Annotated in this window: 23 protein-coding genes; 14 read left to right on the top strand and 9 right to left on the bottom strand. The window is 67.3% G+C overall.

The features are described from left to right. Positions 1–16: 16 nt before the first annotated feature. From AC5RWD_RS07755 to AC5RWD_RS07745, 3 genes are read right to left on the bottom strand one after another with little or no spacing between them, the layout of a single operon-like run. A complete protein-coding gene (locus AC5RWD_RS07755; protein WP_494019460.1) occupies positions 17–367 on the bottom strand; it encodes a hypothetical protein in 351 nt (116 codons plus the stop codon). Further along, the gene (locus AC5RWD_RS07750; RefSeq protein ID WP_494019459.1) at positions 364–1,083 is read right to left on the bottom strand and encodes a LytR/AlgR family response regulator transcription factor; all 720 of its coding nucleotides are present in this window, start codon (positions 1,081–1,083) and stop codon (positions 364–366) included. Before AC5RWD_RS07750 ends, AC5RWD_RS07755 begins: the two co-directional genes overlap by 4 nt. A 60-nt stretch (positions 1,084–1,143) precedes the next feature. Beyond that, positions 1,144–2,340 (bottom strand): sensor histidine kinase, encoded by a 1,197-nt coding sequence (locus AC5RWD_RS07745; protein WP_494019458.1) that lies wholly within the window; start codon positions 2,338–2,340, stop codon positions 1,144–1,146. Positions 2,341–2,504: 164 nt separating this feature from the next. Between AC5RWD_RS07745 and AC5RWD_RS07740 the strand changes: the two genes are divergently transcribed. After that, positions 2,505–2,888, top strand: coding sequence for a DUF485 domain-containing protein (locus tag AC5RWD_RS07740; RefSeq protein ID WP_494019457.1), 384 nt, complete (start codon positions 2,505–2,507; stop codon positions 2,886–2,888). Next, the gene (locus tag AC5RWD_RS07735; RefSeq protein WP_494019456.1) at positions 2,885–4,501 is read left to right on the top strand and encodes a monocarboxylic acid transporter; all 1,617 of its coding nucleotides are present in this window, start codon (positions 2,885–2,887) and stop codon (positions 4,499–4,501) included. The genes AC5RWD_RS07740 and AC5RWD_RS07735 overlap by 4 nt, the downstream gene beginning before the upstream one ends. 98 nt (positions 4,502–4,599) lie before the next feature. Here the strand turns inward: AC5RWD_RS07735 and AC5RWD_RS07730 are convergent, their stop codons facing one another. The 4 genes from AC5RWD_RS07730 to AC5RWD_RS07715 form a co-directional block, all read right to left on the bottom strand. Then, positions 4,600–5,205 carry a hypothetical protein gene (locus tag AC5RWD_RS07730; protein ID WP_494019455.1) on the bottom strand — a complete coding sequence of 202 codons (606 nt, stop codon included), beginning with the start codon at positions 5,203–5,205 and terminating at the stop codon, positions 4,600–4,602. Next, positions 5,206–5,610 carry a DUF4383 domain-containing protein gene (locus tag AC5RWD_RS07725; RefSeq protein ID WP_494019454.1) on the bottom strand — a complete coding sequence of 135 codons (405 nt, stop codon included), beginning with the start codon at positions 5,608–5,610 and terminating at the stop codon, positions 5,206–5,208. A gap of 127 nt (positions 5,611–5,737) precedes the next feature. Then, positions 5,738–6,346, bottom strand: a complete 609-nt coding sequence (locus AC5RWD_RS07720) for a hypothetical protein (RefSeq protein ID WP_494019453.1) — start codon at positions 6,344–6,346, stop codon at positions 5,738–5,740. A gap of 140 nt (positions 6,347–6,486) precedes the next feature. Continuing rightward, positions 6,487–6,960, bottom strand: coding sequence for an Lrp/AsnC family transcriptional regulator (locus AC5RWD_RS07715; RefSeq protein WP_306921989.1), 474 nt, complete (start codon positions 6,958–6,960; stop codon positions 6,487–6,489). 196 nt (positions 6,961–7,156) lie between these two features. Here AC5RWD_RS07715 and pdhA point away from each other — a divergent pair, with 196 nt between their 5' ends. The 3 genes from pdhA to AC5RWD_RS07700 are packed head-to-tail and all read left to right on the top strand — an operon-like array spanning position 7,157 to position 10,757. Next, a complete protein-coding gene (gene pdhA / locus AC5RWD_RS07710) occupies positions 7,157–8,332 on the top strand; it encodes a pyruvate dehydrogenase (acetyl-transferring) E1 component subunit alpha (protein WP_494019452.1) in 1,176 nt (391 codons plus the stop codon). Then, on the top strand, positions 8,332–9,342 hold the full coding sequence (locus AC5RWD_RS07705) for an alpha-ketoacid dehydrogenase subunit beta (protein WP_494019451.1): 1,011 nt from the start codon (positions 8,332–8,334) through the stop codon (positions 9,340–9,342). Before pdhA ends, AC5RWD_RS07705 begins: the two co-directional genes overlap by 1 nt. Then, complete coding sequence (locus AC5RWD_RS07700) at positions 9,339–10,757, top strand: dihydrolipoamide acetyltransferase family protein (protein WP_494019450.1); 1,419 nt, start codon at positions 9,339–9,341, stop codon at positions 10,755–10,757. The genes AC5RWD_RS07705 and AC5RWD_RS07700 overlap by 4 nt, the downstream gene beginning before the upstream one ends. 109 nt (positions 10,758–10,866) lie before the next feature. Here the strand turns inward: AC5RWD_RS07700 and AC5RWD_RS07695 are convergent, their stop codons facing one another. After that, positions 10,867–11,526 carry an SACE_7040 family transcriptional regulator gene (locus AC5RWD_RS07695; protein ID WP_494019495.1) on the bottom strand — a complete coding sequence of 220 codons (660 nt, stop codon included), beginning with the start codon at positions 11,524–11,526 and terminating at the stop codon, positions 10,867–10,869. Between the two features lie 172 nt (positions 11,527–11,698). Here AC5RWD_RS07695 and AC5RWD_RS07690 point away from each other — a divergent pair, with 172 nt between their 5' ends. From AC5RWD_RS07690 to AC5RWD_RS07660, 7 genes are read left to right on the top strand one after another with little or no spacing between them, the layout of a single operon-like run. Beyond that, positions 11,699–13,306: a carboxyl transferase domain-containing protein gene (locus tag AC5RWD_RS07690; protein WP_494019449.1), complete on the top strand. Its 1,608-nt coding sequence runs from the start codon at positions 11,699–11,701 to the stop codon at positions 13,304–13,306. 7 nt (positions 13,307–13,313) lie between these two features. Next, positions 13,314–15,554: an acetyl/propionyl/methylcrotonyl-CoA carboxylase subunit alpha gene (locus AC5RWD_RS07685; protein ID WP_494019448.1), complete on the top strand. Its 2,241-nt coding sequence runs from the start codon at positions 13,314–13,316 to the stop codon at positions 15,552–15,554. Positions 15,555–15,556: 2 nt separating this feature from the next. Further along, on the top strand, positions 15,557–16,732 hold the full coding sequence (locus tag AC5RWD_RS07680; protein ID WP_494019447.1) for an acyl-CoA dehydrogenase family protein: 1,176 nt from the start codon (positions 15,557–15,559) through the stop codon (positions 16,730–16,732). Between the two features lie 56 nt (positions 16,733–16,788). Further along, the gene (locus AC5RWD_RS07675) at positions 16,789–17,613 is read left to right on the top strand and encodes a CoA transferase subunit A (protein ID WP_494019446.1); all 825 of its coding nucleotides are present in this window, start codon (positions 16,789–16,791) and stop codon (positions 17,611–17,613) included. Positions 17,614–17,615: 2 nt separating this feature from the next. Next, on the top strand, positions 17,616–18,356 hold the full coding sequence (locus AC5RWD_RS07670; RefSeq protein ID WP_494019445.1) for a CoA transferase subunit B: 741 nt from the start codon (positions 17,616–17,618) through the stop codon (positions 18,354–18,356). Beyond that, positions 18,353–18,892 carry a MaoC family dehydratase gene (locus tag AC5RWD_RS07665; protein WP_494019444.1) on the top strand — a complete coding sequence of 180 codons (540 nt, stop codon included), beginning with the start codon at positions 18,353–18,355 and terminating at the stop codon, positions 18,890–18,892. The genes AC5RWD_RS07670 and AC5RWD_RS07665 overlap by 4 nt, the downstream gene beginning before the upstream one ends. A 15-nt stretch (positions 18,893–18,907) precedes the next feature. Further along, positions 18,908–19,738 (top strand): HpcH/HpaI aldolase/citrate lyase family protein, encoded by an 831-nt coding sequence (locus AC5RWD_RS07660; RefSeq protein ID WP_494019443.1) that lies wholly within the window; start codon positions 18,908–18,910, stop codon positions 19,736–19,738. Positions 19,739–19,811: 73 nt separating this feature from the next. Here the strand turns inward: AC5RWD_RS07660 and AC5RWD_RS07655 are convergent, their stop codons facing one another. Continuing rightward, the gene (locus tag AC5RWD_RS07655) at positions 19,812–21,257 is read right to left on the bottom strand and encodes a lipase maturation factor family protein (protein ID WP_494019442.1); all 1,446 of its coding nucleotides are present in this window, start codon (positions 21,255–21,257) and stop codon (positions 19,812–19,814) included. 119 nt (positions 21,258–21,376) lie between these two features. Here AC5RWD_RS07655 and dxr point away from each other — a divergent pair, with 119 nt between their 5' ends. Further along, positions 21,377–22,591, top strand: a complete 1,215-nt coding sequence (gene dxr / locus AC5RWD_RS07650) for a 1-deoxy-D-xylulose-5-phosphate reductoisomerase (RefSeq protein WP_494019441.1) — start codon at positions 21,377–21,379, stop codon at positions 22,589–22,591. Between the two features lie 19 nt (positions 22,592–22,610). Further along, positions 22,611–23,942, top strand: coding sequence for a M50 family metallopeptidase (locus tag AC5RWD_RS07645; RefSeq protein WP_494019440.1), 1,332 nt, complete (start codon positions 22,611–22,613; stop codon positions 23,940–23,942). Positions 23,943–23,993 lie beyond the last annotated feature (51 nt).

The raw sequence follows: 23,993 nt of genomic DNA, 5'->3' as shown, positions 1-23,993 counted from the left end.
ACTACCTGACGGTGCATCATCTGTCCCCTGCGAGGTCGCGGTAACGGGCTTCGTTCCGTGCCGCGCTGCGGATGTACAGCCAGGCGCTGATGCCGGTCACAGGGTAGATCCCGGCGCCCAGCAGGAGCCAGTCCAACGGAATCCCGGCAATCCGGGTCTGTGCCAGGGCCGGTATGGCGGCAAGCAGCAGCGGAAAGGCGCCGAGGATCAGCAGGAATCCGCCGGCCACCACCAGGGCAAGCCGGAGCTGGGAGCGGATCAGCGAGCGGACGAACACCTGGCCGACTGCCGACTCCTCGGCGGACTCCCGGGGTTCGGCCGCCGGCCTGGCGGCCGAACGGGGAGCCGTGACCCTGACGCGCGTCATGCCTGCGGCCGGATCCTGGTTGCCCCAAGCTTTTCGCGGACGGCCGGCAGGTGCCGGCGGCTGATCGGCAGTTCAGCGTCCTCGACGGACACGCTGGGGCGGCCGGCGGCGAGCTTGAGGTGGGAGACGTGGGCGAGTGCCACCAGGTAGGACCGGTGGGTTCGGATGAAGCCCGCGTCCGCCCACTGCTGCTCCAGGTCGGCAAGGGGTACCCGGATCAGGTAGCTGGCGTCAACGGTGTGGAGCCGGGCGTAGTCACCCTGCGCCTGGACATACGTGACGTCGTCGCGCCGGATCATCCTGGTGGTGCCGCCTTGGTCCACGGTGATCATCTCCGGCGCGGTACCGCCGTCGCGGATCAGTTCGCTGATCCGGCCCACGGAGCGGGCCAGCCGCTCGGCCCGGACGGGCTTCAGCAGGTAGTCCACGGCGGCAAGCTCGAACGCCTCCAGGGCACAGTCCTCGTCCGCCGTCACGAAGACGACGGCGGGCGGCCGGCTGCTGCGGGATATGGCCCGTGCGATGTCCAGGCCGGATACCGCCGGCATGTGGATGTCGAGGAACACGGCGTCCACGGCCTCGGCTTCGAGGACCCGGAGGGCCTCGGCGCCGGAGGAGGCGCGGAGGATGGTGCCGATCCTCTCGTCACTGCCCAGGAGGAAGGCAAGCTCCTCGACCGCGGGCAGCTCGTCGTCGGCGACGAGAACGTTAATCATGGTCCTAGGGTATCTTTCGGGCCCGCCGCTTCGGGCTTTGGACCTCCGGCGCCGGCAGTTTCATGCGTCGTGGTCCGGCTGGGACTTGGGCACCCGCATGGTGATGAGCGTGCCCTCGCCGGGAGCAGTCTCGATCACCAGCCCGTGCTCGTCTCCGTACACCTGCCGGAGCCGGGCATCGACGTTCCGCAGGCCCACGTGCTCGCCGTCCACGTGGCCGGCCAGCATGGACTGCAGCTGCACCGGGTCCATCCCCACGCCGTCGTCCTCGATGGTGACCTCGGCGAACGCGCCGGAATCGTTGGCGGCGATGGTGATGTGGCCGGGACCCTCCTTCGCCTCCAGACCATGCCGGACCGCATTCTCCACGAGCGGCTGCAGGCTCAGGAACGGGATCACCGTGCTCAGCACTTCCGGCGCGATCCGCAGGCTGACCTGCACCCGCTCGCCGAACCGGGCCCGCTCCAGCAGCAGGTACCTGTCGATGCAGCGCAGCTCCTCGGCGAGCGTGGTGAAGTCCCCGTGCCGCCGGAACGAGTACCGGGTGAAGTCGGCGAACTCCACCACCAGTTCCCGCGCCCGGGCCGGATCGGTGTTGATAAAGGAGGCGATGGCGTTCAACGAGTTGTAGATGAAGTGCGGGCTGATCTGGGCGCGGAGGGCCCGCACCTCCGCCTCCATCAGGAGCGTCCGGGAGGCATCCAGCTCGGCCAGCTCGACCTGTGCGGCCACCCAGTCGGCCACTTCCGTGGTGGCGCGCACCAGGCCGGCCCCCGCCTGCGGAGCGAAGGCGGCAACCGCTCCCACCACGCGCGTGCCGGCCCGGACCGGAGCCACGACGGCGGCCGCGACGGACCCGGACTTGGGGGAGTGGAGCTGCAGCTCGGCGGCGTTGAAAACCTGGGTCCTGCCATTGGAGAGCACGTCCGCGGCGAGCGCCATCAGCCCGGGGCGCAGTTCCTCCGCGGTCCCGTCCCAGGCCAGCACTCCGGACACATCCAGGATGGCCAGCGCGTCACAGCCAAGCAGGGTGCGCAGCTGGCGGCTGGCCTTGGCGGCGCCCGCGGGGTTCAATCCGGTCCGCAGATGCCGGCCGGCTTTCGAGGCGGTGTGGAGGGTGTTGTAGGTGGCCCGCTCGGCATCGGTGCCCAGCTCGCGGAAGGAGCGAAGCACTTTGAGTCCGACGGCGACGACGACGGCCACCGCGAGCGCGATGACTGCCACGGCGGCTGCGGAATAGAGAGGGGAATCCGGCATGCTGCCCAGCGTAGCGCGTGCCGTTTGGCGCAGCATCGCCGCCGTTGGCCGACCCGGAGCGCGCAACCACTGGCCTTTCACCGGCACCGCGAAGCACAGTGATGGTAGTCACATTGGCTGGCGGGGTGCGGCCGTGTGGGAGTCAGTCTCAATGAGGAGGAACGATGGGTAACGATGCCCGAACCAAGGACGCGGCGGCGTCCCCGGACTTCGAGGAAGTCCAGGCCACGCAGCAATTCAAGGACCTGCGTAAGCGCCACCGCAGTTTTGTGTTTCCGATGGCCATAGCCTTTCTGCTCTGGTACTTCGCGTACGTCATCCTCGCCGCCTACGCCGTGGACTTCATGTCCACCAAGGTGTGGGGCAACATCAACGTCGGCATCATCATGGGGCTGCTGCAGTTCGTCACCACGTTCGCCATCACCGGCTGGTACGTGAGCTACTCGAACCGGCGCCTGGACCCGGTCGCCGCAGACATCCGGCACGGCATTGAAGGCCACGCATATGACAAGGCCGGCAGCACCGCACCGGGTGGAGGGACAAAATGATCACCATTCCCGCTGCGGTTGACGTCGCCGCACTCAAGGACACCACGCTGCTGAACATGGGTATCTTCGCCCTGTTCGTCGCCGTCACCATGGTCATCGTGCTCCGGGCCAGCCGCAACAACAAGACGGCCGCCGACTACTATGCCGCCGGCCGCTCCTTCACCGGCTCGCAGAACGGCACCGCCATCGCGGGCGACTACCTGTCCGCGGCCTCCTTCCTGGGCATCACCGGCGCCATCGCCATCAACGGCTACGACGGCTTCATGTACTCCATCGGCTTCCTGGTCGCCTGGCTGGTGGCGCTCCTGCTGGTGGCTGAGCTGCTCCGGAACACCGGCAAGTTCACCATGGCCGACGTCCTTTCGTTCCGCCTCCGGCAGCGCCCGGTGCGCATCGCGGCCGCCATCTCCACGCTGGCCGTCTGCTTCTTCTACCTCCTGGCCCAGATGGCCGGCGCCGGAAGCCTGATCTCGCTCCTGCTCGGCATCGGGGACTGGGGCGGACAGGCCCTGGTGATCATCGTCGTCGGTGCGCTGATGATCATGTACGTGCTGATCGGCGGCATGAAAGGCACCACTTGGGTGCAGATCATCAAGGCCATCCTGCTCATCGCCGGTGCCGCCGTCATGACGCTCTGGGTTCTTGCCATCTACGGGTTCAACCTTTCCAGCCTGCTGGGCGGCGCCGTGGACGCGGCCAACAACCCGGCTGTGCTCAACCCGGGCCTGCAGTACGGCAAGACCGAAACGTCCAAGCTGGACTTCATGTCACTGGCCCTTGCCCTGGTGCTGGGAACGGCCGCCCTGCCGCACGTGCTGATGCGCTTTTACACGGTGCCCACCGCCAAGGAAGCCCGCAAATCGGTCGTATGGTCCATCTGGCTGATCGGGCTGTTTTACATCTTCACCCTGGTGCTCGGCTACGGCGCCGCCGCGCTGGTGGGGGCGGACACCATCAAGGGCGCCCCGGGCGGCGTCAACTCCGCGGCGCCGCTGCTGGCCTTCCACCTGGGCGGCCCGCTGCTGCTGGGCTTCATCTCGGCCGTGGCTTTCGCCACGATCCTCGCCGTGGTTGCCGGCCTCACCATCACCGCCGCCGCCTCGTTCGCCCATGACATCTATGCCAACGTCATCGCGAAGGGAAAGGCCGACGCCGACACTGAAGTTAAGGTGGCCCGCCGCACTGTGATTGTGATTGGCATCCTCGCCATCCTGGGCGGGATCTTCGCCAACGGCCAGAACGTGGCGTTCCTGGTGGCCCTGGCGTTCGCCGTGGCGGCCTCCGCCAACCTGCCCACCATCATCTACTCCCTGTTCTGGCGCCGGTTCACCACGCAGGGTGCCATCTGGAGCATGTACGGCGGCCTCGCATCGGCCATCATCCTGATTGCGCTCTCACCGGTGGTGTCGGGCGGGGCGACTTCCATGATCAAGGGCGCCAACTTCGCCGTCTTCCCGCTGAGCAACCCGGGGATTGTGTCCATCCCGCTGGCCTTCCTGCTGGGCTGGCTCGGCACGGTCCTGGACAAGAGGCAGGAGGACCGCGGCAAGCAGGCCGAGATGGAAGTCCGGTCGCTGACCGGGATTGGGGCCGAAAAGGCCGTGGAACACTAGCCGTACCCATACAGGCTGGAGCCCCCGCGCACCGCGCGGGGGCTCCAGTTTGCGTTTGCTGCCGTCGGGCCGGGCGCCGTCTGGGGTAAGCCGGTGACTCAAGGCGCGTGGTGGCCTCCGGTGTGTTCACCATGCGGCACCGCGAACTGGCCCGCCGTCGACGCGGCGAGGCCCGGCGTCGTGATGGCGGCAACCAGCAGCGCTCCGGCGAAGGCGGCGGCGAGCAGTGTTCCCGCGCCCAGGCGGTCCGATGTGTTCCGGCCCGGTTCACCGGAAAGGGCGGGGGACCTGCGGCCGAGCCACGAGGTGGCCGCGAGGATCATGAGGGTCAGCAGCAGGGCGGCGAGATGGCTGATGCCCAGGCCAGCCATGCCGCTCCGGGCGCCCAGAACAATGGCCGCCACATGCACGGCGGCAGCCGCAGTCAGCAGCAGGGCGGAGGTCCGCGGCAGCGGAAAGCGGGCCCTGCTCAGTCCGGCAACCGTCCACCCCAGCAGGGCCGCTCCCCAGAGCAGGGCGGCTGCCCCGCCGGCCGCCCTCACGGGGAGGGCAGGACCGGCAGCGGCAAACAGGCTGGAGGCGACGGCGAAATTCACTGCGGCGGCGCCGAGGCCGGCAAAGCCGGCAAAGAGCCGCACGGCATCGGAACGGGACGTTCCCTGCGTTGCCGGGGCTGCCGCGATGGCCTGGCCGGTCATCGTCATCTAGGCACGGGCCGTGGCGGGGACCTTGTCCAGGGACAGGCCGACGCCGAGCAGCAGGACGGCGCTCGCCAGGTGGAGAACGTTGTCCGCGCCGTTGAGGGCAATGATGTTCAGCGGCGAGCTCAGCAGGAACAGGCCGAGGATACCGACCAGCAGATATACCGCACCCACTGCCGTGTTGACGGTGCGCGCCAGCTGGGTGTCCTTGACCCCCGCGTAGAGCAGGGCGGCGCCGATGGCCAGGTGGATCACGTTGTGCAGCGGGTTGACCTCGAAGATGATGAGGTTGGCGCCTTCGGTGGCGAAGAAGCCGACTCCCGACGTCACGGCGAAGCCGACGAGTCCCACCAGGAGGTAGACGGCCCCAAAAACCGTGGCGATAAGACGATTCGGTGAATTGCGCATGGCCCAAATTCCTTTCGGTTGCCGGCCCGGGCAGGTGCCGCGGCCGGATTTACGGAGCCCCGGTCGGGACTCCCGGAAGCAATTCGGGTCAGGTCGGCGCTTGGATGGGTGGACGGCCAGAGAAGGGTCAGGGCTTTGGCCGGAGCCGGATGGTGACCAGCTTCAGATCGTCCTTGCCGGCGAAACGGTACACGAGGTCGATGTCCTTGCCCTCGCATTTGATGAGCCCTGCCACGTCCGCAATGTTGTTGCCGTCCTGCGTGCTGACTTTGAGGTCGTCGTAGGCCGTGGTGCAGGACGGATCCAGCTGGAGGCTCCTGACCCCGGAAGCGAATTCCTCCCGCGTCAGCCGCTCCTTGAGGCTCGGGTCCATGTAGTCGTTGTACGCCTTGTCCGTGTCTCCGGCGATGACCAGACTGGTGAAGCTGTCCGCGAGGTCCCCTGCCTGCCGCGTGGCCCCGCCCACGAGGTTCACCAGAAGCAGCACCCCGACGCCGACCAGAAGCAGCACGCCTGCCACGATCCCCAGGACGATCCAGAGGCCTTTGCGGCTCCTGGCCGGAGGCATGCCGGGCAATCCGAACGGGGAAGGCGGGAGCGGCCGCCGGCGAAGCTGCTCGGTGCCGGGCTGCTGGCCCGGCTGGTAGGGGCCGGGCTGCGGACCTGGCTGGTATGCGCCGGGCTGGCCCGGCTGGTAGGAACCGGGCTGCTGCGGGGGGAGCGGGGGATTGCTCAACGGTGGGCCTTTCCGGCACCGCACCAGCGGTGCCCCAACTAACGGGGCACAGCCGGCGCCCGGTCACTTTGTGGAATAGCCTATAGCGCCGGCAGCCGGGAACAGCCATGTTTGCCCGTGGTTACGGCCGTCTATTGCGGTCAGTCTTCCGCGGAATTGCGCTCAAGCAACGGCTGGATCCGGAACGGGATCAGCTCACCCATGGCCAGGGCGGTATCGGTCCTCTCGACACCGTCGCAGGCCAGGATCTTCCCGTTGATCCGGAAGAGGTCTTCGGCGTCCAGTGCCACCACGCGCAGCAGCAGGTCTGCCGAGCCGGTCAGGCCGTAGCCCTCGAGGATCTCCGGCACGGCTGCCAGTTCCTCGGCAAGGGAACCGAGCTTTTGCTGCTGGACATGCACAGAGATGAAAGCCATCAGCGGATAGCCAAGGGACACCGGGTTGATGCGCCGCTCGAACGACAGGAAAGCGTGCTTCTTCTCGAGCTGGGCCATCCGCGCCTGGACGGTATTGCGCGAGAGGCCGAGTTTCTGGGCCAGGGCAACCACAGTGCGGCGCGGGTCCTGTGCCAGGGCGGAGAGCAGCCGGGTATCAGTGCCATCCAAAGCTTGCATAATGCGCAAGGCTAGCACGGTCTGAGGCCGCCAGACAGTGCATTGTGCTCAGTTTCAACCGCAGTGGTTGTACCACCTGAGCATTGTGAGTATGGTCACAATTAACCGGGGCAAAGGCGCCCGGATGGCCGGAATGCGGCGGTATCACGAGTCCTGCCGCGGGATGGTTACACGACGTCAGAAGGTTGCGGCAACAGTGGTGACAGACGATGCGGGCCAGGGCGGAACAGCCGCCGGCCGGGACAACAAGACAGGGCACCAGGGTGGCGCAAGCCACAGCATGGTCCAGCTGATCACCCCCGCGGGGGAGCGCGTCAGCCATCCGGAGTACGACCCATGGGTCAGGGACGTATCAGACGAGCAGCTGTGCTCGCTCTACGAGGACCTGGTGGTGATCCGGCGGATCGACAAAGAGGCAACCGCACTGCAGCGCCAGGGCGAACTTGGCCTTTGGCCGCCGCTGCTGGGCCAAGAAGCTTCGCAGGTGGGATCCGTGCGGGCACTGCGGGATGACGACTTTATTTTTCCCAGTTACCGCGAGAACGGCGTGGCCTACTGTCGCGGGGTGGACCTGGCGGACATCCTGCGTGTCTGGCGCGGCGCTGCCTCCGGCGGCTGGGACCCGTACACGGTCAACATGGCTATTCCACAGATCGTGATCGGCGCGCAGACGCTGCATGCAACCGGGTACGCCATGGGAATTCAGAACGACGGTGCCGACTCCGCGGCGATTGTGTACTTCGGTGACGGTGCCACCAGCAAGGGCGATGTCAACGAGGCCATGGTCTTCGCGGCCAGTTACCAGGTGCCGCTGGTGTTTTTCTGCCAGAACAACCACTGGGCTATTTCCGAGCCCGTGCGTCTCCAGTCCCACACGCACCTCGCGGATCGGGGGACCGGCTTCGGGATGCCCAGCATGCGCGTTGACGGCAATGATGTGCTGGCGGTCATGGCTGCCACGCGCGTGGCACTTGACCGGGCCCGCCGGGGCGGCGGTCCCTCCTTTATTGAGGCCGTCACCTACAGGATGGGCCCGCACACCACGGCCGATGACCCCACCCGGTACCGAGACGCCAACGAACTCGAGGACTGGGCGGCAAAGGATCCGATCGGCCGGGTCCATGCCCTGCTGGACCGGAAGGGCCTGTTCACCGAAGAGTTCGAATCGTCCGTACGGAACAAGGCGGATTCGGTCGCCAGCGAGCTGCGTTCAGGTTGCGTCGGCATGCCGGATCCCGAACCCCTGGACGTCTTCAAGCATGTGTACAGCACTCCCAACTCCTGGCTGGACCGCCAGCAGGACCACTACTCCCGTTACCTGGCCAGCTTCGGCGATCCCGCAGGGGCCACTACTGAAGAAGGTGCACGCTGATGACGCAGCTGACCTTTGCGCGGGCAATAAACTCCGGCCTTCGCAAATCACTCGAGAACGATCCCAAAGTGGTCCTCATGGGCGAGGACATTGGCACCCTGGGCGGTGTTTTCCGCGTGACGGACGGGCTGCAGAAAGACTTTGGCAAGCACCGCGTCATCGACACACCGCTCGCCGAATCCGGGATTGTCGGCACGGCGGTGGGCCTGGCCTACCGCGGCTACCGGCCGGTGGTGGAAATCCAGTTCGACGGCTTTGTCTATTCCGCCTTCGACCAGATCGTCTCGCAGGTGGCGAAGATGCATTACCGCACGCGCGGCGCCGTGAAAATGCCCATCACCATCCGCATCCCCTATGGCGGCGGCATCGGATCTCCGGAGCACCACTCCGAGTCGCCGGAGGCCTACTTCACCCATACGGCAGGCCTTCGGGTGATAACCCCGGCCAGCCCGCAGGACGCGCACACAATGATCCAGCAGGCCATCTCCTGTGATGACCCCGTGATCTTCTTTGAACCCAAGCGCAGGTACCACGACAAAGGCGAGGTGGACGAGTCCCTCGATCCCACTTCCGCTCCGCCGATGGGCCAGGCACGGGTGGTCGCGGATGGCAGCGACGTCACGCTCGTGGCCTACGGGCCGCTGGTGAAGACGGCCCGCGATGCAGCCACTGCGGCCGCGGACGAGGGTGTGTCGGTTGAAGTCATCGACCTGCGGTCCCTGGCCCCCGTGGATTTTGCCACGGTGGAGGCCTCGGTCCGCAAGACGGGCAGGCTGGTGGTCACCCACGAGGCCGGGCAGTCCGGCGGGCTCGGTGCGGAGGTTGCGGCCAGCATTACCGAGCGATGCTTCTACCACTTGGAGGCGGCGCCGGTCCGCATCACCGGCTTTGACGTGCCGTATCCGTATTCGAAGGTGGAGATGCACCACCTTCCGAATCTTGACCGGATCCTCGACGGCGTCGACCGCGCTCTGGGCCGGCCGAATTCGCTGAGCGGGCTGGAAGGATGACCGCCACCATGATCAAGGAATTCCGGCTGCCCGATCTCGGCGAAGGACTGACCGAATCCGAAATCGTCAGCTGGAAGGTGGGGGTCGGGGACACCGTCAGCCTGAACCAGGTCATCGCAGAGGTGGAGACCGCCAAAGCAGTGGTGGAGCTGCCTTCACCGTTCGCGGGCGTGATCACGGCCCTGCATGAACAGCCGGGAACCGTGGTGGAGGTGGGCAAGCCGATTGTCTCATTCGAGGTAAAGGACGACGCCGGTAACCAGCCTGGCGCTGCTGCTCCGGCTGAGGCGCCGGTCCCCAAGAGGGAACCCAACCTTGTCGGGTACGGCGCCGTCGTCGAAAGCACCGGCCGTCCCGTCCGCCGGCAGCGCACGCTGCCTGAGGCCGCCCCGCCGGTTGAGCCTGCCAAAACCGCCGCCCCGCCGGTTGAGCCTGCCAAAACCGCCGCCCCGGTGGCTGAGCCTGTCGAAACCAAACCTGTGGAGACCGGACCTGCCGGCGCCCGTTCTGCCGAGCGGCCCCGTTCCACGCCGCCCGTCCGGAAGCTTGCCAGGGACCTGGGCGTGGATCTGGAGAAGGTGGCGGGGACCGGCCCCAGCGGGCTGATCACGCGCGACGACGTGCGGAATTTCGTGGGCGGCGGGGACCTTCCCGCGGCCGCCCAGGAACTGGCGGCACCGGAATCCGTACCCCGGTCCGCGACGGCCGAGGGTGATCGTGAGGTGCGTACGCCCATCAAGGGTGTCCGCAAATTCACTGCGGCTGCCATGGTCAGCAGCGCCTTCACCGCGCCGCATGTGACGGAGTTCCTGACGGTAGACGTCACTGCGGCCATGGACCTGCTCGCCAGGCTCAAGGAAAGCAAACCTTTTGCCGGCCACAAGCTCACACCGCTGACCCTCGTGGCAAGGGCCGTCCTGATCGCACTGCGGCGCAGTCCTGGCCTGAACGCCAGGTGGGACGAGGCCAACCAGGAGATCGTTCAGTTCAACTACGTGAACCTCGGCATCGCGGCCGCAACCCCGCGCGGCCTCACGGTTCCCAACATCAAGGATGCCGACCGCCTGACGCTCGTCGACCTGTCCGCGGCGCTCGCAGAACTGACGGACACCGCCCGGGCTGGCAAGAGCAGCCCGGAGGACCTCTCCGGCGGCACCATCTCCATCACCAACATCGGTGTCTTCGGAATCGACGCCGGCACACCCATCCTGAACCCGGGGGAGGCCGCTATCCTCGCCGTGGGTGCCGTGCGCAAAACGCCGTGGGAGTACCAGGACCAGGTCGCGCTGCGGCAGGTCATGACCCTGAGCCTCTCCTTCGACCACCGGCTGGTGGACGGCGAGCAGGGATCCAGGTTCCTGGCCGACGTCGGCGCCCTCCTCGCGGATCCGGGCATGGCCTTCGCGATGGCCTAGCTGGTTGTACCGGCTGCCTGCCGCCCGGACTGGCGCGGCAGGCAGCCTGGAAGCAAAGGCCTCTTGCCGGCAGGGCCTGCCGGACGAAGGGGCCTATTGGCCAACGGCGTCAGTCGGCCAGCGGGCGGGCCGTCACCAGCAGGGCCGCCAGGGCCATGTTCTCCAGGAGCGGCCGCGCCGACTTGATGGCCATCCTCCGGCCGTGGCTCCGCACAGAGTGCGGCGTCGAGTTGATCAGGCCGAACGTCGCGTGGGCGCGCATGCGAAGGTCTGCCGTATCCGTTGTACCGTGGATGCCGGCCAGCACGTCCACCCACACTTCCACGTAGCTGCGCTGCAGGGCACGCACCTGGGCCTGGTCCTCGCCGGTCAGGTTGCTGAAGTCCCTGTCCTGCACCCGGATCACGTCGGGGTTGCTGAGGGCAAAGTCCACGTGGAACTGCACCAGCCGGGCCAGGGCGGCAGAAGGATCGGCGGCGTCGGCAACCACATGGCGGCCGCCGTCGAGCAGGTCCTGGCTGACGGTAAGCAGCAGCGCACCCAGCACAGCCTGCTTTCCGGGGAAATGGCGGTACACGGCGGGTCCGCTCACGCCGGCCGCGGCGCCAAGGTCCTCCAGGGAGACCCGGTTGAACCCATTGACGGCGAACAGCGTGGCCGCAGCGGAGAGGAGCGCCTGCCGGCGGGACTCCTTCGCCCGGCTGCGCTGTGTGGGGCCGGATGCCTCATGGCCGGATGCCTCATGGCTGGCAGCCTGGCCGGGAGCGATGAGCTCTCCGTGATCTGTGGTGGGCACATTTCCTCCTCGGAACCCAAGAACTCTACCAACATCCTGTGTTGGACATCACAGTTACTAGAGACTAACCTAAACTCAGTTACGAGGCACTAACCGAGAATGCGGCAGGACTGCTGCCGGAAGTGCCCGGGAATGGAAGCGGTCAATGGAGACACTCGCCAGCCGGCTGGATACCGCCGGCAGCGCATTCGAGGCCAACAGCCTTGCGCAGCGCGCGCTCGCCGATGAGCTACGGAAAAAGCTTGCGACGGCGGCTGCCGGCGGGCCGGAGAAATCCCGCGAGCGGCACATGGCCCGCGGCAAGCTGCTTCCCCGGGAGCGGATCGACCGCCTGCTCGATGACGGCAGCCCCTTCCTCGAGATCGCCCCGCTGGCCGCGAACGGCATGTACAACGACGATTCACCGGGCGCCGGCATCATCGCGGGCATCGGCAGAGTGCACGGCCGCCACGTGCTGGTGATTTCCAACGACGCCACCGTCAAGGGCGGCACCTACTATCCCATGACGGTGAAGAAGCACCTCCGGGCCCAGGAGATCGCGCTTGAGAACCGGCTTCCGTGCATCTACCTCGTGGATTCCGGCGGCGCCTTCCTTCCCAAGCAGGACGAGGTCTTTCCGGACCGGGACCACTTCGGCCGGATCTTCTACAACCAGGCCCGGATGTCCGCCGCCGGGATTCCCCAGATCGCTTCCGTCATGGGCTCCTGCACCGCAGGCGGCGCGTACGTTCCCGCGATGAGCGATGAAACGGTGATTGTCCGCAACCAGGGCACCATCTTCCTGGGCGGGCCGCCCCTCGTGAAAGCCGCCATCGGAGAGATCGTCAGCGCTGAAGAGCTCGGAGGCGGCGGGGTGCACTCCCGGATCTCCGGCGTGACGGACCATCTCGCCGAAAACGACGAGCATGCCCTGCAGGTTGTCCGTGACATCGTCGCCACGCTGCCCCGGCCCGCGGCGCCCGTCTGGGACGTGGACACCGCCGCCGAACCTGTTGCCGAGCCAGGCCAGCTCTACGGCGCCGTCCCCACGGACGTCAACGCGCAGTACGACGTCCGCGAAGTGATCGCCCGGCTGGTGGACGGCAGCCGTTTCCACGAGTTCAAGAAGAACTATGGCGCCACCCTCGTGACGGGATTCGCCAGGCTCCACGGACACCCGGTGGGCATCGTGGCCAACAACGGCGTGCTGTTCAGCGAGTCGGCACTCAAGGGTGCCCACTTCATTGAGCTGTGTGACCAGCGGGGCATTCCGCTGGTCTTCCTGCAGAACATCTCCGGCTTCATGGTGGGCAAGGACTACGAGCAGGGCGGGATCGCCAAGAACGGCGCCAAGATGGTCACCGCCGTGGCCACCACGCGCGTTCCCAAGCTGACCGTGGTGATCGGCGGGTCGTTCGGCGCCGGGAACTACTCGATGTGCGGCCGCGCCTATTCACCGCGCTTCCTGTGGATGTGGCCGGCCAGCCGGATCTCCGTCATGGGCGGCAACCAGGCCTCAAGCGTCCTGGCGACCGTCAAGCGCGACCAGTTCGAGGCGGCCGGTCAGGAGTGGTCCGCCGAGGACGAAGAGGCGTTCAAGGCGCCCATCCGGCAGCAGTATGAGGACCAGGGCAGCCCCTACTACTCGACGGCCCGGCTGTGGGACGACGGCGTGATCGACCCCGCGGACACCCGCACCGTGCTGGGCCTGGCTCTCGACGTCGTGTCCCGCGTTCCGCTGCCGGAGACCTCCTTCGGCCTCTTCCGAATGTGAGCCAGACATGACCACCGAAAACATGTTCCGCACCGTCCTGGTGGCCAACCGCGGCGAGATTGCCTGCCGGGTGATCAGGACCCTGCGCGCCATGGGCATCCGCTCGGTCGCGGTGTACAGCGATGCCGACGCCGGTGCCCGCCACGTGCGCGAAGCCGACGCCGCCGTCCGGATCGGCCCCGCAGCGGCGGCCCAGAGCTACCTCAGCATCGAGGCCATCGTCAGGGCCTGCCAGGACACCGGCGCCCAGGCGGTGCACCCCGGCTACGGATTCCTCAGTGAGAATGCGGACTTCGCCCGGGCGCTGGATGCAGCCGGCATCGCCTTCATCGGCCCCGGGGCCGAAGCCCTGGATGTCATGGGGGACAAGATCCGCTCCAAGAACCATGTGGCCGGGTACGGCGTTCCGGTGGTCCCGGGCATCGCCGAGCCCGGCATGACGGATGAGGAACTCATCGCCGCCGCCCCGGCCGTGGGGTTCCCCCTGCTGATCAAGCCCTCGGCGGGCGGCGGCGGCAAGGGAATGCATGCTGTCGGGCGGCCGGCGGACCTGCCGGCAGCCCTGGCAACCGCACGGCGCGTGGCTGCGGGCGCGTTTGGAGACGACACCCTCTTCCTGGAACGCCTAGTGACGTCCCCGCGGCACATCGAGGTGCAGGTCCTGGCCGATACCCACGGCAACGTCATCCACCTGGGGGAGCGCGAATGCTCCCTGCAGCGGCGGCACCAGAAGGTCATCGAGGAGGCGCCGTCACCGCTGCTGGAATCGCTCTCCGACGGCGAGGCCGTCCGCGCGAAGATCGGTGAGGCCGCATGCCAGGCCGCCCGCAGCGTCCACTACACCGGCGCCGGCACAGTGGAGTTCCTCGTGTCGGACGACTCCCCGGACGAGTTCTTCTTCATGGAAATGAACACCCGGCTTCAGGTGGAACATCCGGTGACGGAAATGGTCACCGGAATCGACCTCGTCGAGTGGCAGGTGCGCATCGCCGCCGGTGAGGTGCTGACCGTCGGGCAGGACGACGTCGAACTTAACGGCCATGCCGCGGAGGCCCGCGTTTACGCCGAAACCCCGCACCGGAATTTCCTGCCGTCCTCGGGCGAGGTAGTGCTCCTCGACGAACGCGGCGGCCTCCTTCCGCCGCGGGGGCAGACTGACCCGCAAAGCGAGGGCGTGCGCATCGACTCATCGCTGCTGCCGGGGCTGGAAATCTCCAGCGACTACGACCCCCTGCTGTCCAAGGTCATCGCCTGGGGCGCGGACCGCAAGGCCGCCCTGGACAGGCTGGACGCGGCGCTGGAGCGGTACACAGTCCTTGGCATCGACACCAACATTGAGTACCTGCGTCTGCTGATAAACGACGACGACGTCCGCGCCGGCCGCCTCGACACCACGCTCATAGACCGCAGGATGCCGGACCTGGAGTTCCGGCACGTCGGCGACGCTGAGCTCACGGCGGCCGCCCTGTGGTTCTGGCTCAGCGAAGTGGGTGCGGTTGAACCGGGTGGAGGAGGGACCTCGATCCTCCCGCCCTGGGACAGCGCCCGGGGCTGGCGCCTCGGCGCCCCCGCACCGTGGCGGATCAGCTTCGGCCTTCCCGGCGGTGCCATGGCCACCGTGGCCATCACTTGGCAGGGCGGCGCCGGCGCCGAAACCGCCGGCGCGGTCCCCGCCCTGGTCCGGGTCGACGACGGACCGGAGCGGATGGTGCGGGTCCCTGGCCCGGCGCCGGACGCCGTCGGACTTGACGCCGTCGGACTTAATGCCACCCCGCCGAACGTCTTCACCTTCGAGAGGGAGGACCAGCAGCACACCTTCGCCATTGGCGTATCCCGCGAAAAACATGCCGGCGGCGGCCCTGGCCGGGCAGCGCGGGCGGGGCGTGTCTACGTGGGCAGCGGCGGCTGGTCCTGCGGGCTCGAGGTCCTCACCCGCGAGTCCCGCCTGGAGCGGGTACTGGCCGCCGTCGAGCGTGAAGAGGGCGCCGCCGATCCGGAAGTCCGGTCACCCATGCCCGGGACCGTCGTCTCCGTTGCGGTGCGCGACGGCGATCCGGTGACAGCGGGCCAGGTGCTGCTGTCCGTGGAGGCCATGAAGATGGAGCACCAGCTCGTGGCCGAGGTCTCCGGCACCGTCCATATCACCGTCGCCGCAGGGGGCCTGGTCAAGGCCGACCAGGTCTTAGCCACCATTCACGCGGCCGGCACCGCAACACAGGATCCAGCAGAAGAACGTAAGGAGGCCTAGCCATGGCCGATTTTGACCTCAGCGAGGAATACCAGGACCTCAGCAAGACCGTCCGCGAATTCGCCGACGAGGTGGTGGCTCCCGTCTCCGCCAAGCACGACGAGGAACACAGTTTTCCCTACGAAGTGGTGTCGCAAATGGCGGACATGGGGCTGTTCGGCTTGCCATTCCCGGAAGAGTACGGCGGCATGGGCGGCGACTACTTCGCGCTGGCCCTTGCGCTGGAACAGCTGGGGCGGGTGGACCAGTCCGTCGCCATCACGCTGGAGGCAGGGGTGTCCCTTGGCGCCATGCCCGTGTACCGTTTCGGCACCGAGGCCCAGAAGCAGGAGTGGCTGCCGCTGCTCGCATCCGGGAAGGCGCTCGCAGGCTTCGGCCTGACCGAGCCGGAGGCCGGCTCGGACGCCGGCGGCACGAAGACCACGGCACGGCTGGAAGGCGGCGGAGGGGCAAAAAACTGGGTCATCAACGGCACCAAGGAATTCATCACCAACTCGGGAACGGACATCAGCAAGCTGGTGACCGTCACCGCCGTCACGGGCCAGCAGGAGCGCAAGGACGGCAGCATCAAGAAGGAGATCTCCACCATCCTGGTGCCCACCGACACGCCAGGCTTCAAGGCGGAAAAGGCATACAACAAGGTGGGCTGGAACGCCTCGGACACCCACCCCCTGACGCTGCGTGACGTCACCGTCCCCGAAGCAAACCTGCTGGGGGAGCGCGGCCGGGGCTACGCCAACTTCCTGTCCATCCTGGACGAGGGCAGGATCGCCATCGCCGCCCTGGCCACCGGCGCCGCGCAGGGCTGCGTGGATCTCTCCGTCCGCTATGCCAGGGACCGCAGGGCCTTCGGGACCAATATCGGCAAGCACCAGGCGGTCGCCTTCAAGATCGCCCGCATGGAAACACGCGCCCACACGGCCCGTCTTGCCTACTACGATGCGGCCGCCCGGATGCTCGCCGGCAGGCCGTTCAAGACCCAGGCGGCCATAGCTAAGATGGTCGCAGGCGAGGCGGCCATGGACAATGCGCGGGATGCCACCCAGGTATTCGGCGGCTATGGCTTCATCAACGAGTTCACTGTGGCGCGCCACTACCGGGACTCCAAGATCCTGGAGGTCGGGGAGGGCACCACGGAGGTCCAGCTTATGCTGATCGCCCGGGAACTCGGGCTGTAGCAGGCCCCGGTGGCCGTGTCTGTCGAAAGTCTGTGGAGAGGCCGAAAGGATCAACGATGATTGACAAGGTTGTTGCCAGCGCTGACGAAGCGGTCGCCGACATACCCGACGGCGCGTCGCTCGCCGTCGGGGGTTTTGGACTGTGCGGGATCCCGGTGGCGCTCATCGATGCCCTTCACCGCCATGGCACCAGGGACCTGGAGACGGTCAGCAACAACTGCGGCGTGGACGACTGGGGCCTGGGAATCCTCCTCAGGGACGGCCGGATCCGCCGGACTGTCAGCTCGTACGTGGGGGAGAACAAGGAGTTCGCCCGGCAGTACCTCGCCGGCGAACTGGAGGTGGTCCTGACCCCGCAGGGCACCCTGGCCGAAAAGCTGCGCGCCGGCGGCGCCGGCATACCCGCCTTCTATACCAAGGCGGGGGTGGGGACCCAAGTATCCGACGGCGGCCTGCCGCAGAAATACGACGCCGACGGCGGCATCGCCATCGCGTCACCACCAAAGGAAGTGCGCAGCTTCAACGGCGTGGACTACGTCCTGGAGGAATCACTGACCCCCGACTACGGGCTGGTCCACGCCTGGAAGGGCGACCGCCACGGGAACCTGGTGTTCCACGCCACGGCCATGAACTTCAATCCACTCTGCGCCATGGCAGGACGGATCACCATCGCGGAGGTGGAGGAACTCGTGGAGCCGGGCGAGCTGGATCCCGAACACGTCCACCTGCCCGGCATCTTCGTCCAGCGCGTAGTCGTGGTGCTCGAGTCCGAGAAACGCATTGAAAAGCGGACGGTGGCACTGTCCGCGGCGTCGGCAACCCAGCCAGTAAGCACCGGAGCGGCAGGAACCACAGGCACCACCGAACAGGCAGGAGCATAGCCATGGAGTCGAACAGCCCGCAGGAGGCCCCACCCCGGCCCGAGGCCGTCCGCCACGAGTACCGCCGCGCTGCCACATCCCACCCGGAAGGCAAGGGCTGGACGCGCAACGAACTCGCGGCGCGGGTGGCGCAGGAACTCAGCAACGGCCAGTACGTGAACCTCGGCATCGGCATGCCCACGCTGATTCCCAACTACATCCCGGCCGGCGTGGAAGTGGTCCTGCACTCCGAGAACGGCATCCTCGGCGTCGGCCCCTACCCGGGGGAGGACGAGGTGGATCCGGACCTGATCAATGCCGGCAAGGAGACCGTCACCGTCAACAAAGGCGCGGCGTTCTTCGACTCCGCCCAGTCCTTCGGCATGATCCGCGGCGGGCATGTGGACGTGGCCGTGCTCGGAGCCATGGAGGTGGCCGCCAACGGCGACCTCGCCAACTGGATGATCCCCGGAAAGATGGTCAAGGGCATGGGCGGCGCTATGGACCTGGTCTTCGGCGCCAAAAAAGTGATTGTCATGATGGAGCACGTGGACCGCAGCGGGAAACCGAAGATCGTGGATCGCTGCTCGCTGCCTTTGACGGGCAAGGCCTGCGTGGACCGCATCATCACCGACCTTGCCGTCCTCGATGTCACGCCTGACGGGCTGATCCTCCGCGAACTCGCCCCGAACGTCTCGGCCGAGGACGTTGCCGCGGCCACCGGTGCGGAGCTGTTCGAGGAAGACCAGGAACTCACGGTATGAGCGCAGCCGGGGGCACAGGCACAGGCAGTTCCGGCAGCGGCAGCGCCCGCGTCATCGAGCAGCGCGGACTTTACTTTGAGGAACTCGAGGAAGGCGTCGTTTACGCCCACCGCCCCGGCCGGACTGTCACGGAAACGGACAACGTGCTGTTCACTACCATGACCATGAACACGCAGGGGCTGCACCTGGACGCCGCGTGGAGCGCGGGCCAGCCCTTCGGCCAGCGGCTGGTCAACTCCATGTTCACGCTGGCCACCGTGGTCGGCCAGTCCGTGGGCCAGCTGACCCAGGGCACCATCATCGCGCAACTGGGGCTGACTGACGTCTCCTTCCCGCACCCGCTCTACCACGGCGACACGCTCTACACGGAGACCGTCATCACCGGCAAGCGGCTCTCCGGCTCACGGCCGGGGCAGGGCGTCGTCACCATGCAGCACACCGGCCGCAACCAGGACGGCACTGTGGTGGCACTGGCCACGCGGAGCTGCCTGATGTGGACGCGCGAGGCGCACATAGAGGCGCAGCGGGCCAAATAATCGGACAATGTCTGTATGACGTTTGTGATGGGCCCTGCCCTGCTTTTCTGCCCTGCCGACCGCCCCGAACGGTTCCAGAAGGCCGCCGAGCGCTCCGATGCCGTCATCCTGGACCTCGAGGATGCCGTGGCGGCGCCGGACAAGCAACGGGCACGGGGCGCCATCCTGGCCCAGCTCGGCGGCTCCGGCGAAGGGCCGGAGCTCGACCCCAGCCGGACCATCATCAGGATCAACCCGGCCGGCACCGAGGACTTCGAAAAGGACCTGCACTGCCTGGCCCACACGCCCTACCGCACCGTCATGCTCGCCAAGGCGGAGAGCGCCAACCAGCTCCGGGCCCTCCCGGACTTCCACGTGATTGCCCTGTGCGAAACGGCCGCGGGCGTGGTCCACGCACCAGCCATTGCGGCCGAACCGAACGTGGTGGCCATGATGTGGGGGGCGGAGGACCTGCTGGCCTCCCTCGGCGGCACTTCCAGCAGGAATGACGACGGCGGCTACCGCGCGGTTGCCCTGCACGCCCGCTCATCCGTGCTCCTGGCGGCGGGCGCAGCCGGCAAGCAGGCCGTGGACGCGGTCTACGTCAACATCCCCGACCTTGACGGGCTCGCCGCGGAGGCACGCGACGCCGCTGCCTCCGGGTTCGGCTCCAAGGCCTGCATCCACCCCAGCCAGGTGGCCGCCGTCCGGGCCGCCTACGCACCCTCGGGCGAGGACGTGGCTGCTGCCACGCACCTGCTGGAGGCAGCAAGGGAAGCCGGGAGCGGCGTGTTCCAGTACCAGGGCCGGATGATCGACGGACCCATTCTTCGGCACGCGGAGTCGGTGCTCCGCAGGGCACGGTAGGTTCCGCACGGCCGCGGTAGGTTCCGCACGGCCCCCGTCACCCGCCCGTCGGCCTCCTGTTTTCCGGACGCCATCACTTCCTGGCCCGCAGGGAAATGGGCGGGATCGCCTCGTAGAGGGGCGTCCGGATCCAGCGCTGGCCGGTCTCCCGGAACTCAGCCCGGGTGGCGAACCGGTACAGGTAGGTGCGGGCGCGCACCCAGCGGGGGCGTTCGCCGTCGAACGGGTCGTGGCGCAGCAGCCGCAGCATGGCTGCGTCAGCCTCGAGCAGCTTGCCGAGGAAGGCGTAGAACCATTCCTCGTGGACCGTGCGCAGGGGCAGGAACCACATGAGCCAGTCCAGGCGCAGGTGGTAGGGAGCCCACTGGCGGGGGAGCCGGTGCACCTCGCCTGGTTTTCCCTTGAAACCGTACTCGCGCCAGTCGGCCGCCTCGTCCGGCTCCTCGGCAAGGGTGCCCTCCACCGCCACCTCAATGCGCTGCTTGGTCACCGTGCCGAACGCGCCGTAGGTGTTCACCAGCTGCCAGCGGTTGAAGCTGGCGTTCATCAGCTGGTAGTGGGAGAACAGGTTGCGGATGGGCCAGTAGCTGAGGACCACCAGGAGCAGGGACGCGGCCAGCGTGATGAGAAGCCACCACAGCGGCGTCTCCCCAGTGGTGTGCCAGTCCAGCGGAATGACCGGCAGAACCGCGTGCGCCACGGGATCGCTGACGCCGGCGAACGCCAGCACGATCGCTATCCAGTTCAGCCACGCAAAGTTGCCGCTGGCCACCAGCCACAGCTGCGTGAAAATGATGATGCCCGCCGCGATGCTGCCCAGCGGCTGGGGCGCGAAGAGGAAGAACGGCACCACCAGCTGGGCGAAGTGGTTGCCCACCACCTCCAGCCGGTGGAAGGGCTTCGGCAGCAGATGCGCCTGCCGGCTTAAGGGTCCTGGCATGGGCTGGGTCTCGTGGTGGTAGTACAGGGCGGTGAGGTCGCGCCACTCCCGGCCGCCGCGGATCTTGATCATGCCGGCCCCGAATTCCAGCCGGAACACCAGCCAGGCCACGAGGATCAGGATGGTCCGGGGCGGATCGGTCTGGTCCGATCCCAGGAAGGCCACCGTGAAGCCGGCCTCCAGGAGCAGCATTTCCCAGCCGAAGCCGTAGAACGTCTGCCCTACATTGACCACTGACATGTACAGCAGCCACAGTGCAAGGAATGAGATCAGCGGTACCCAGGGCGGCCCTAACTGGGGGAGGCCGAGGACCAGGACGCCGGAAATGAGCAGACCCGCAGCGCAGACAGCCCGGAACAGCCGGTCCGAATAACGCCAGCGGAACAGCGTGGGCCGGCGCATCCGGCTGAAGGATTTCAGGTAGTCCGGAACCGGAAGGAGCCCGCGCTCGCCGAGCAGGGCGGGGAACTGGTTGAGGGAGGAGAGGAACGCAACGAGGTAGAGTGCGGCAACACCGCGCTGCAGCACCTGCCGGGCGAATTCATAGTCCGGCGCATCGAACCACGCGGCCCAGTCCACGGGCACCACGTTACCCCCGCGCGGAAGCGCGTCAAGGTGCTGCGGATCGCACCGTGCAGCCAGCCTGCGCCGATCCCCGGGACGTCCTTCGGCCACTGGCGGTGCGGGATACTTAAGCCATGCAGACTTCCGGCCCCAGCCGACCAGCCAGCCAGCCGCGCACCATCGTCATCCTCGGATCCACCGGTTCCATCGGCACCCAGGCGATTGACGTCGTCGACGGCGCCCCCCATCTTTTCGAGGTTGTGGCGCTGAGCGCCGGGGGCGGCAACCTCGAACTCCTCGCCCGGCAGGCCGTGCACACCCGGGCCGCGGCCGTCGGCATCGCCGAAGGAAATCCCGGGCGGCTCCGGGACCTGATCAACGACGCCGCCCGCCAGGCAGGGGTCCGTCAGTACCGTCCCGAGATCATCGCCGGCCACGACGCCTCAACCACGATCGCCGCCATGAAGGCGGACGTGGTGCTCAACGGCATCACGGGTTCGATCGGGCTGGCGCCCACGCTGGCCGCGCTGGAATCCGGTGCCACGCTGGCGCTCGCCAACAAGGAATCCCTGATCGTTGGCGGTTCGCTGGTCAAAGCCGCCGCCGCGGAGGGACAGATCGTGCCGGTGGACTCCGAGCACTCCGCCATCGCCCAGTGCCTGCGCTCGGGCACCGCCGCGGAGGTGGACAAGCTCATCCTGACCGCCTCCGGCGGGCCGTTCCGCGGCCGTACCCGCGAAGAGCTCTTCGCGGTGACGCCGGAGGAGGCCCTGGCCCACCCCACCTGGGATATGGGCCTGATGGTCACCACCAATTCCGCCAGCCTGGTGAACAAGGGCCTCGAAGTCATTGAGGCGCACCTGCTGTTCGACATTCCGCTGGACCGGATCGATGTGGTGGTCCACCCGCAGTCCGTGATCCACTCGATGGTGCAGTTCGTGGACGGTTCCACCATCGCCCAGGCGTCGCCGCCGGACATGCGCCTGCCGATTGCGCTCGGCCTGGGCTGGCCGGACCGGGTGCCCAACGCCGCAACCCCCTGCGACTGGACCCGCGCCACCAACTGGACGTTCGAGCCGCTGGACTCCGTCGCGTTCCCAGCCGTCCAGCTGGCCAAGGACGCGGCGAGGCAGGGAAGCACCTACCCGGCTGTGTTCAACGCCGCCAACGAGGAAGCCGTCACGGCTTTCCACGCCGGACACATCCGGTTCACGCGCATCGTGGACACCATCGAGGCCGTCCTCAGCGAACACTCGGGTTCCTCCGGGCTAACGGTCGGATCCGTGCTCGATGCTGAGAAATGGGCACGTGCGCGCACCCACGAACGTTTAGCAGTGAGCAGTCTCTAGGAAGCAGCAGATCTGAAGCATGAGTCCCGTCATCCTCTTTATTCTTGGTGTCGTCTTTGTGGCGGTCGGCATCGCAGTATCGATCGCGCTGCACGAGGTGGGCCACCTGGTGCCCGCCAAGCTGTTCAAGGTGCGCGTCACCAAGTACATGATCGGCTTCGGCCCCACCATCTGGTCGACCAAAAAAGGTGAGACCGAGTACGGCTTCAAGGCGTTGCCGCTTGGCGGCTATGTCTCGATGATCGGCATGTACCCGCCCAACAGCCAGGACGGCTCGGTGCGCCCGTCCAGCACCGGCATGTTCCAGACGCTGGCCAGCGAGGCCCGCTCCCTGGCCCATGAAGATGTGGGACCCGGGGATGAGAACCGCGTGTTCTACCGGCTCCCGGTCTGGAAGAAGATCATCATCATGCTCGGCGGGCCGGCAATGAACCTGCTCATCGGCCTCGTGCTCACCGCGGTTCTGCTCATGGGCTTCGGCATCTCGGAGCCCACCACCACCATCGCGGATGTTTCCAAGTGCCAGGTGAAGGCGGGCGAGACCGTTGACCCGGACTCCGCCGAGTGCAAGCCGACACCGGCAGCTGCAGCCCAGCTCAAGCCCAACGACGTCATCACCGCCTTCGACGGAAAAACCGTCACCAGCTGGGACCAGTTGACGGGCTGGATCCGTGCTTCTGCCGGCAAGGAAGTGTCCATCACCGTGGAGCGCAACGGCTCCCCGGTGACCAGCACCGTCACCCCCGTCCTGTCCGCCCGCCCGGTCGTCGGAGCGGACGGACGCCAGGCAAAGGATGACGCCGGAAAGCTCCTCTACCAGGACGTCGGCTTCCTGGGCATCGGCGCGCAGACCGCCCTGGTTCCCCAGCCGGCGTCGTCCGTCCTGCCCATGGCAGGGGAGAACATCAAACAGGTGGCCGGGGTGGTGCTTAATCTGCCGGCCCGGGTTGCCGGCGTCGCCAAGGCGGCGTTCAGCGAAGAACCCCGCGACCCCAATGGCCCCATCAGCGTGGTGGGCGTGGGCCGCGTGGCTGGCGAGGTGGCCGCCATGGAGGAAGTGCCCGCCCAGGCCCGGCTCGCCGCCCTGGTGGGGCTCCTCGCCGGACTGAACTTCGCCCTGGCCGTTTTCAACCTCATACCGCTGCTCCCGCTCGACGGCGGCCATGTGGCCGGCGCACTCTACGAGGCCGTGCGGCGGCGGGTGGCGAAGCTGCTCGGCAAACCCGATCCGGGTGCCTTCGACATTGCGAAGCTGCTGCCTGTGACCTACGTGGTTGCCGCGCTTCTCATGGGGATGGGTGCGCTGCTGATCTACGCGGACATCGTTAAGCCCGTTAATCTCTTCGGCTGATCTTTACTTATCATCCTATATCGGCTGATAACTAGTTATCAGCTCCAAATG

The organism is Arthrobacter sp. CMU6, from assembly GCF_059090205.1.
Note: the sequence above shows the minus strand (reverse complement) of the source record. Positions and strands in the feature narration are given on the sequence as shown.

Coding starts and splice junctions, on each gene's coding strand:
- AC5RWD_RS07740 (WP_494019457.1), top strand. CDS start 2,505: ATGGGTAACGATGCCCGAACCAAGGACGCGGCGGCGTCCCCGGACTTC.
- AC5RWD_RS07680 (WP_494019447.1), top strand. CDS start 15,557: ATGGCCGATTTTGACCTCAGCGAGGAATACCAGGACCTCAGCAAGACC.
- AC5RWD_RS07705 (WP_494019451.1), top strand. CDS start 8,332: ATGACGCAGCTGACCTTTGCGCGGGCAATAAACTCCGGCCTTCGCAAA.
- AC5RWD_RS07715 (WP_306921989.1), bottom strand. CDS start 6,960: ATGCAAGCTTTGGATGGCACTGATACCCGGCTGCTCTCCGCCCTGGCA.
- AC5RWD_RS07690 (WP_494019449.1), top strand. CDS start 11,699: ATGGAGACACTCGCCAGCCGGCTGGATACCGCCGGCAGCGCATTCGAG.
- AC5RWD_RS07725 (WP_494019454.1), bottom strand. CDS start 5,610: ATGCGCAATTCACCGAATCGTCTTATCGCCACGGTTTTTGGGGCCGTC.
- dxr (WP_494019441.1), top strand. CDS start 21,377: ATGCAGACTTCCGGCCCCAGCCGACCAGCCAGCCAGCCGCGCACCATC.
- AC5RWD_RS07645 (WP_494019440.1), top strand. CDS start 22,611: ATGAGTCCCGTCATCCTCTTTATTCTTGGTGTCGTCTTTGTGGCGGTC.
- AC5RWD_RS07660 (WP_494019443.1), top strand. CDS start 18,908: ATGACGTTTGTGATGGGCCCTGCCCTGCTTTTCTGCCCTGCCGACCGC.
- AC5RWD_RS07730 (WP_494019455.1), bottom strand. CDS start 5,205: ATGACGATGACCGGCCAGGCCATCGCGGCAGCCCCGGCAACGCAGGGA.
- AC5RWD_RS07665 (WP_494019444.1), top strand. CDS start 18,353: ATGAGCGCAGCCGGGGGCACAGGCACAGGCAGTTCCGGCAGCGGCAGC.
- AC5RWD_RS07735 (WP_494019456.1), top strand. CDS start 2,885: ATGATCACCATTCCCGCTGCGGTTGACGTCGCCGCACTCAAGGACACC.
- AC5RWD_RS07685 (WP_494019448.1), top strand. CDS start 13,314: ATGACCACCGAAAACATGTTCCGCACCGTCCTGGTGGCCAACCGCGGC.
- AC5RWD_RS07750 (WP_494019459.1), bottom strand. CDS start 1,083: ATGATTAACGTTCTCGTCGCCGACGACGAGCTGCCCGCGGTCGAGGAG.
- AC5RWD_RS07670 (WP_494019445.1), top strand. CDS start 17,616: ATGGAGTCGAACAGCCCGCAGGAGGCCCCACCCCGGCCCGAGGCCGTC.
- AC5RWD_RS07755 (WP_494019460.1), bottom strand. CDS start 367: ATGACGCGCGTCAGGGTCACGGCTCCCCGTTCGGCCGCCAGGCCGGCG.
- AC5RWD_RS07700 (WP_494019450.1), top strand. CDS start 9,339: ATGACCGCCACCATGATCAAGGAATTCCGGCTGCCCGATCTCGGCGAA.
- AC5RWD_RS07745 (WP_494019458.1), bottom strand. CDS start 2,340: ATGCCGGATTCCCCTCTCTATTCCGCAGCCGCCGTGGCAGTCATCGCG.
- AC5RWD_RS07675 (WP_494019446.1), top strand. CDS start 16,789: ATGATTGACAAGGTTGTTGCCAGCGCTGACGAAGCGGTCGCCGACATA.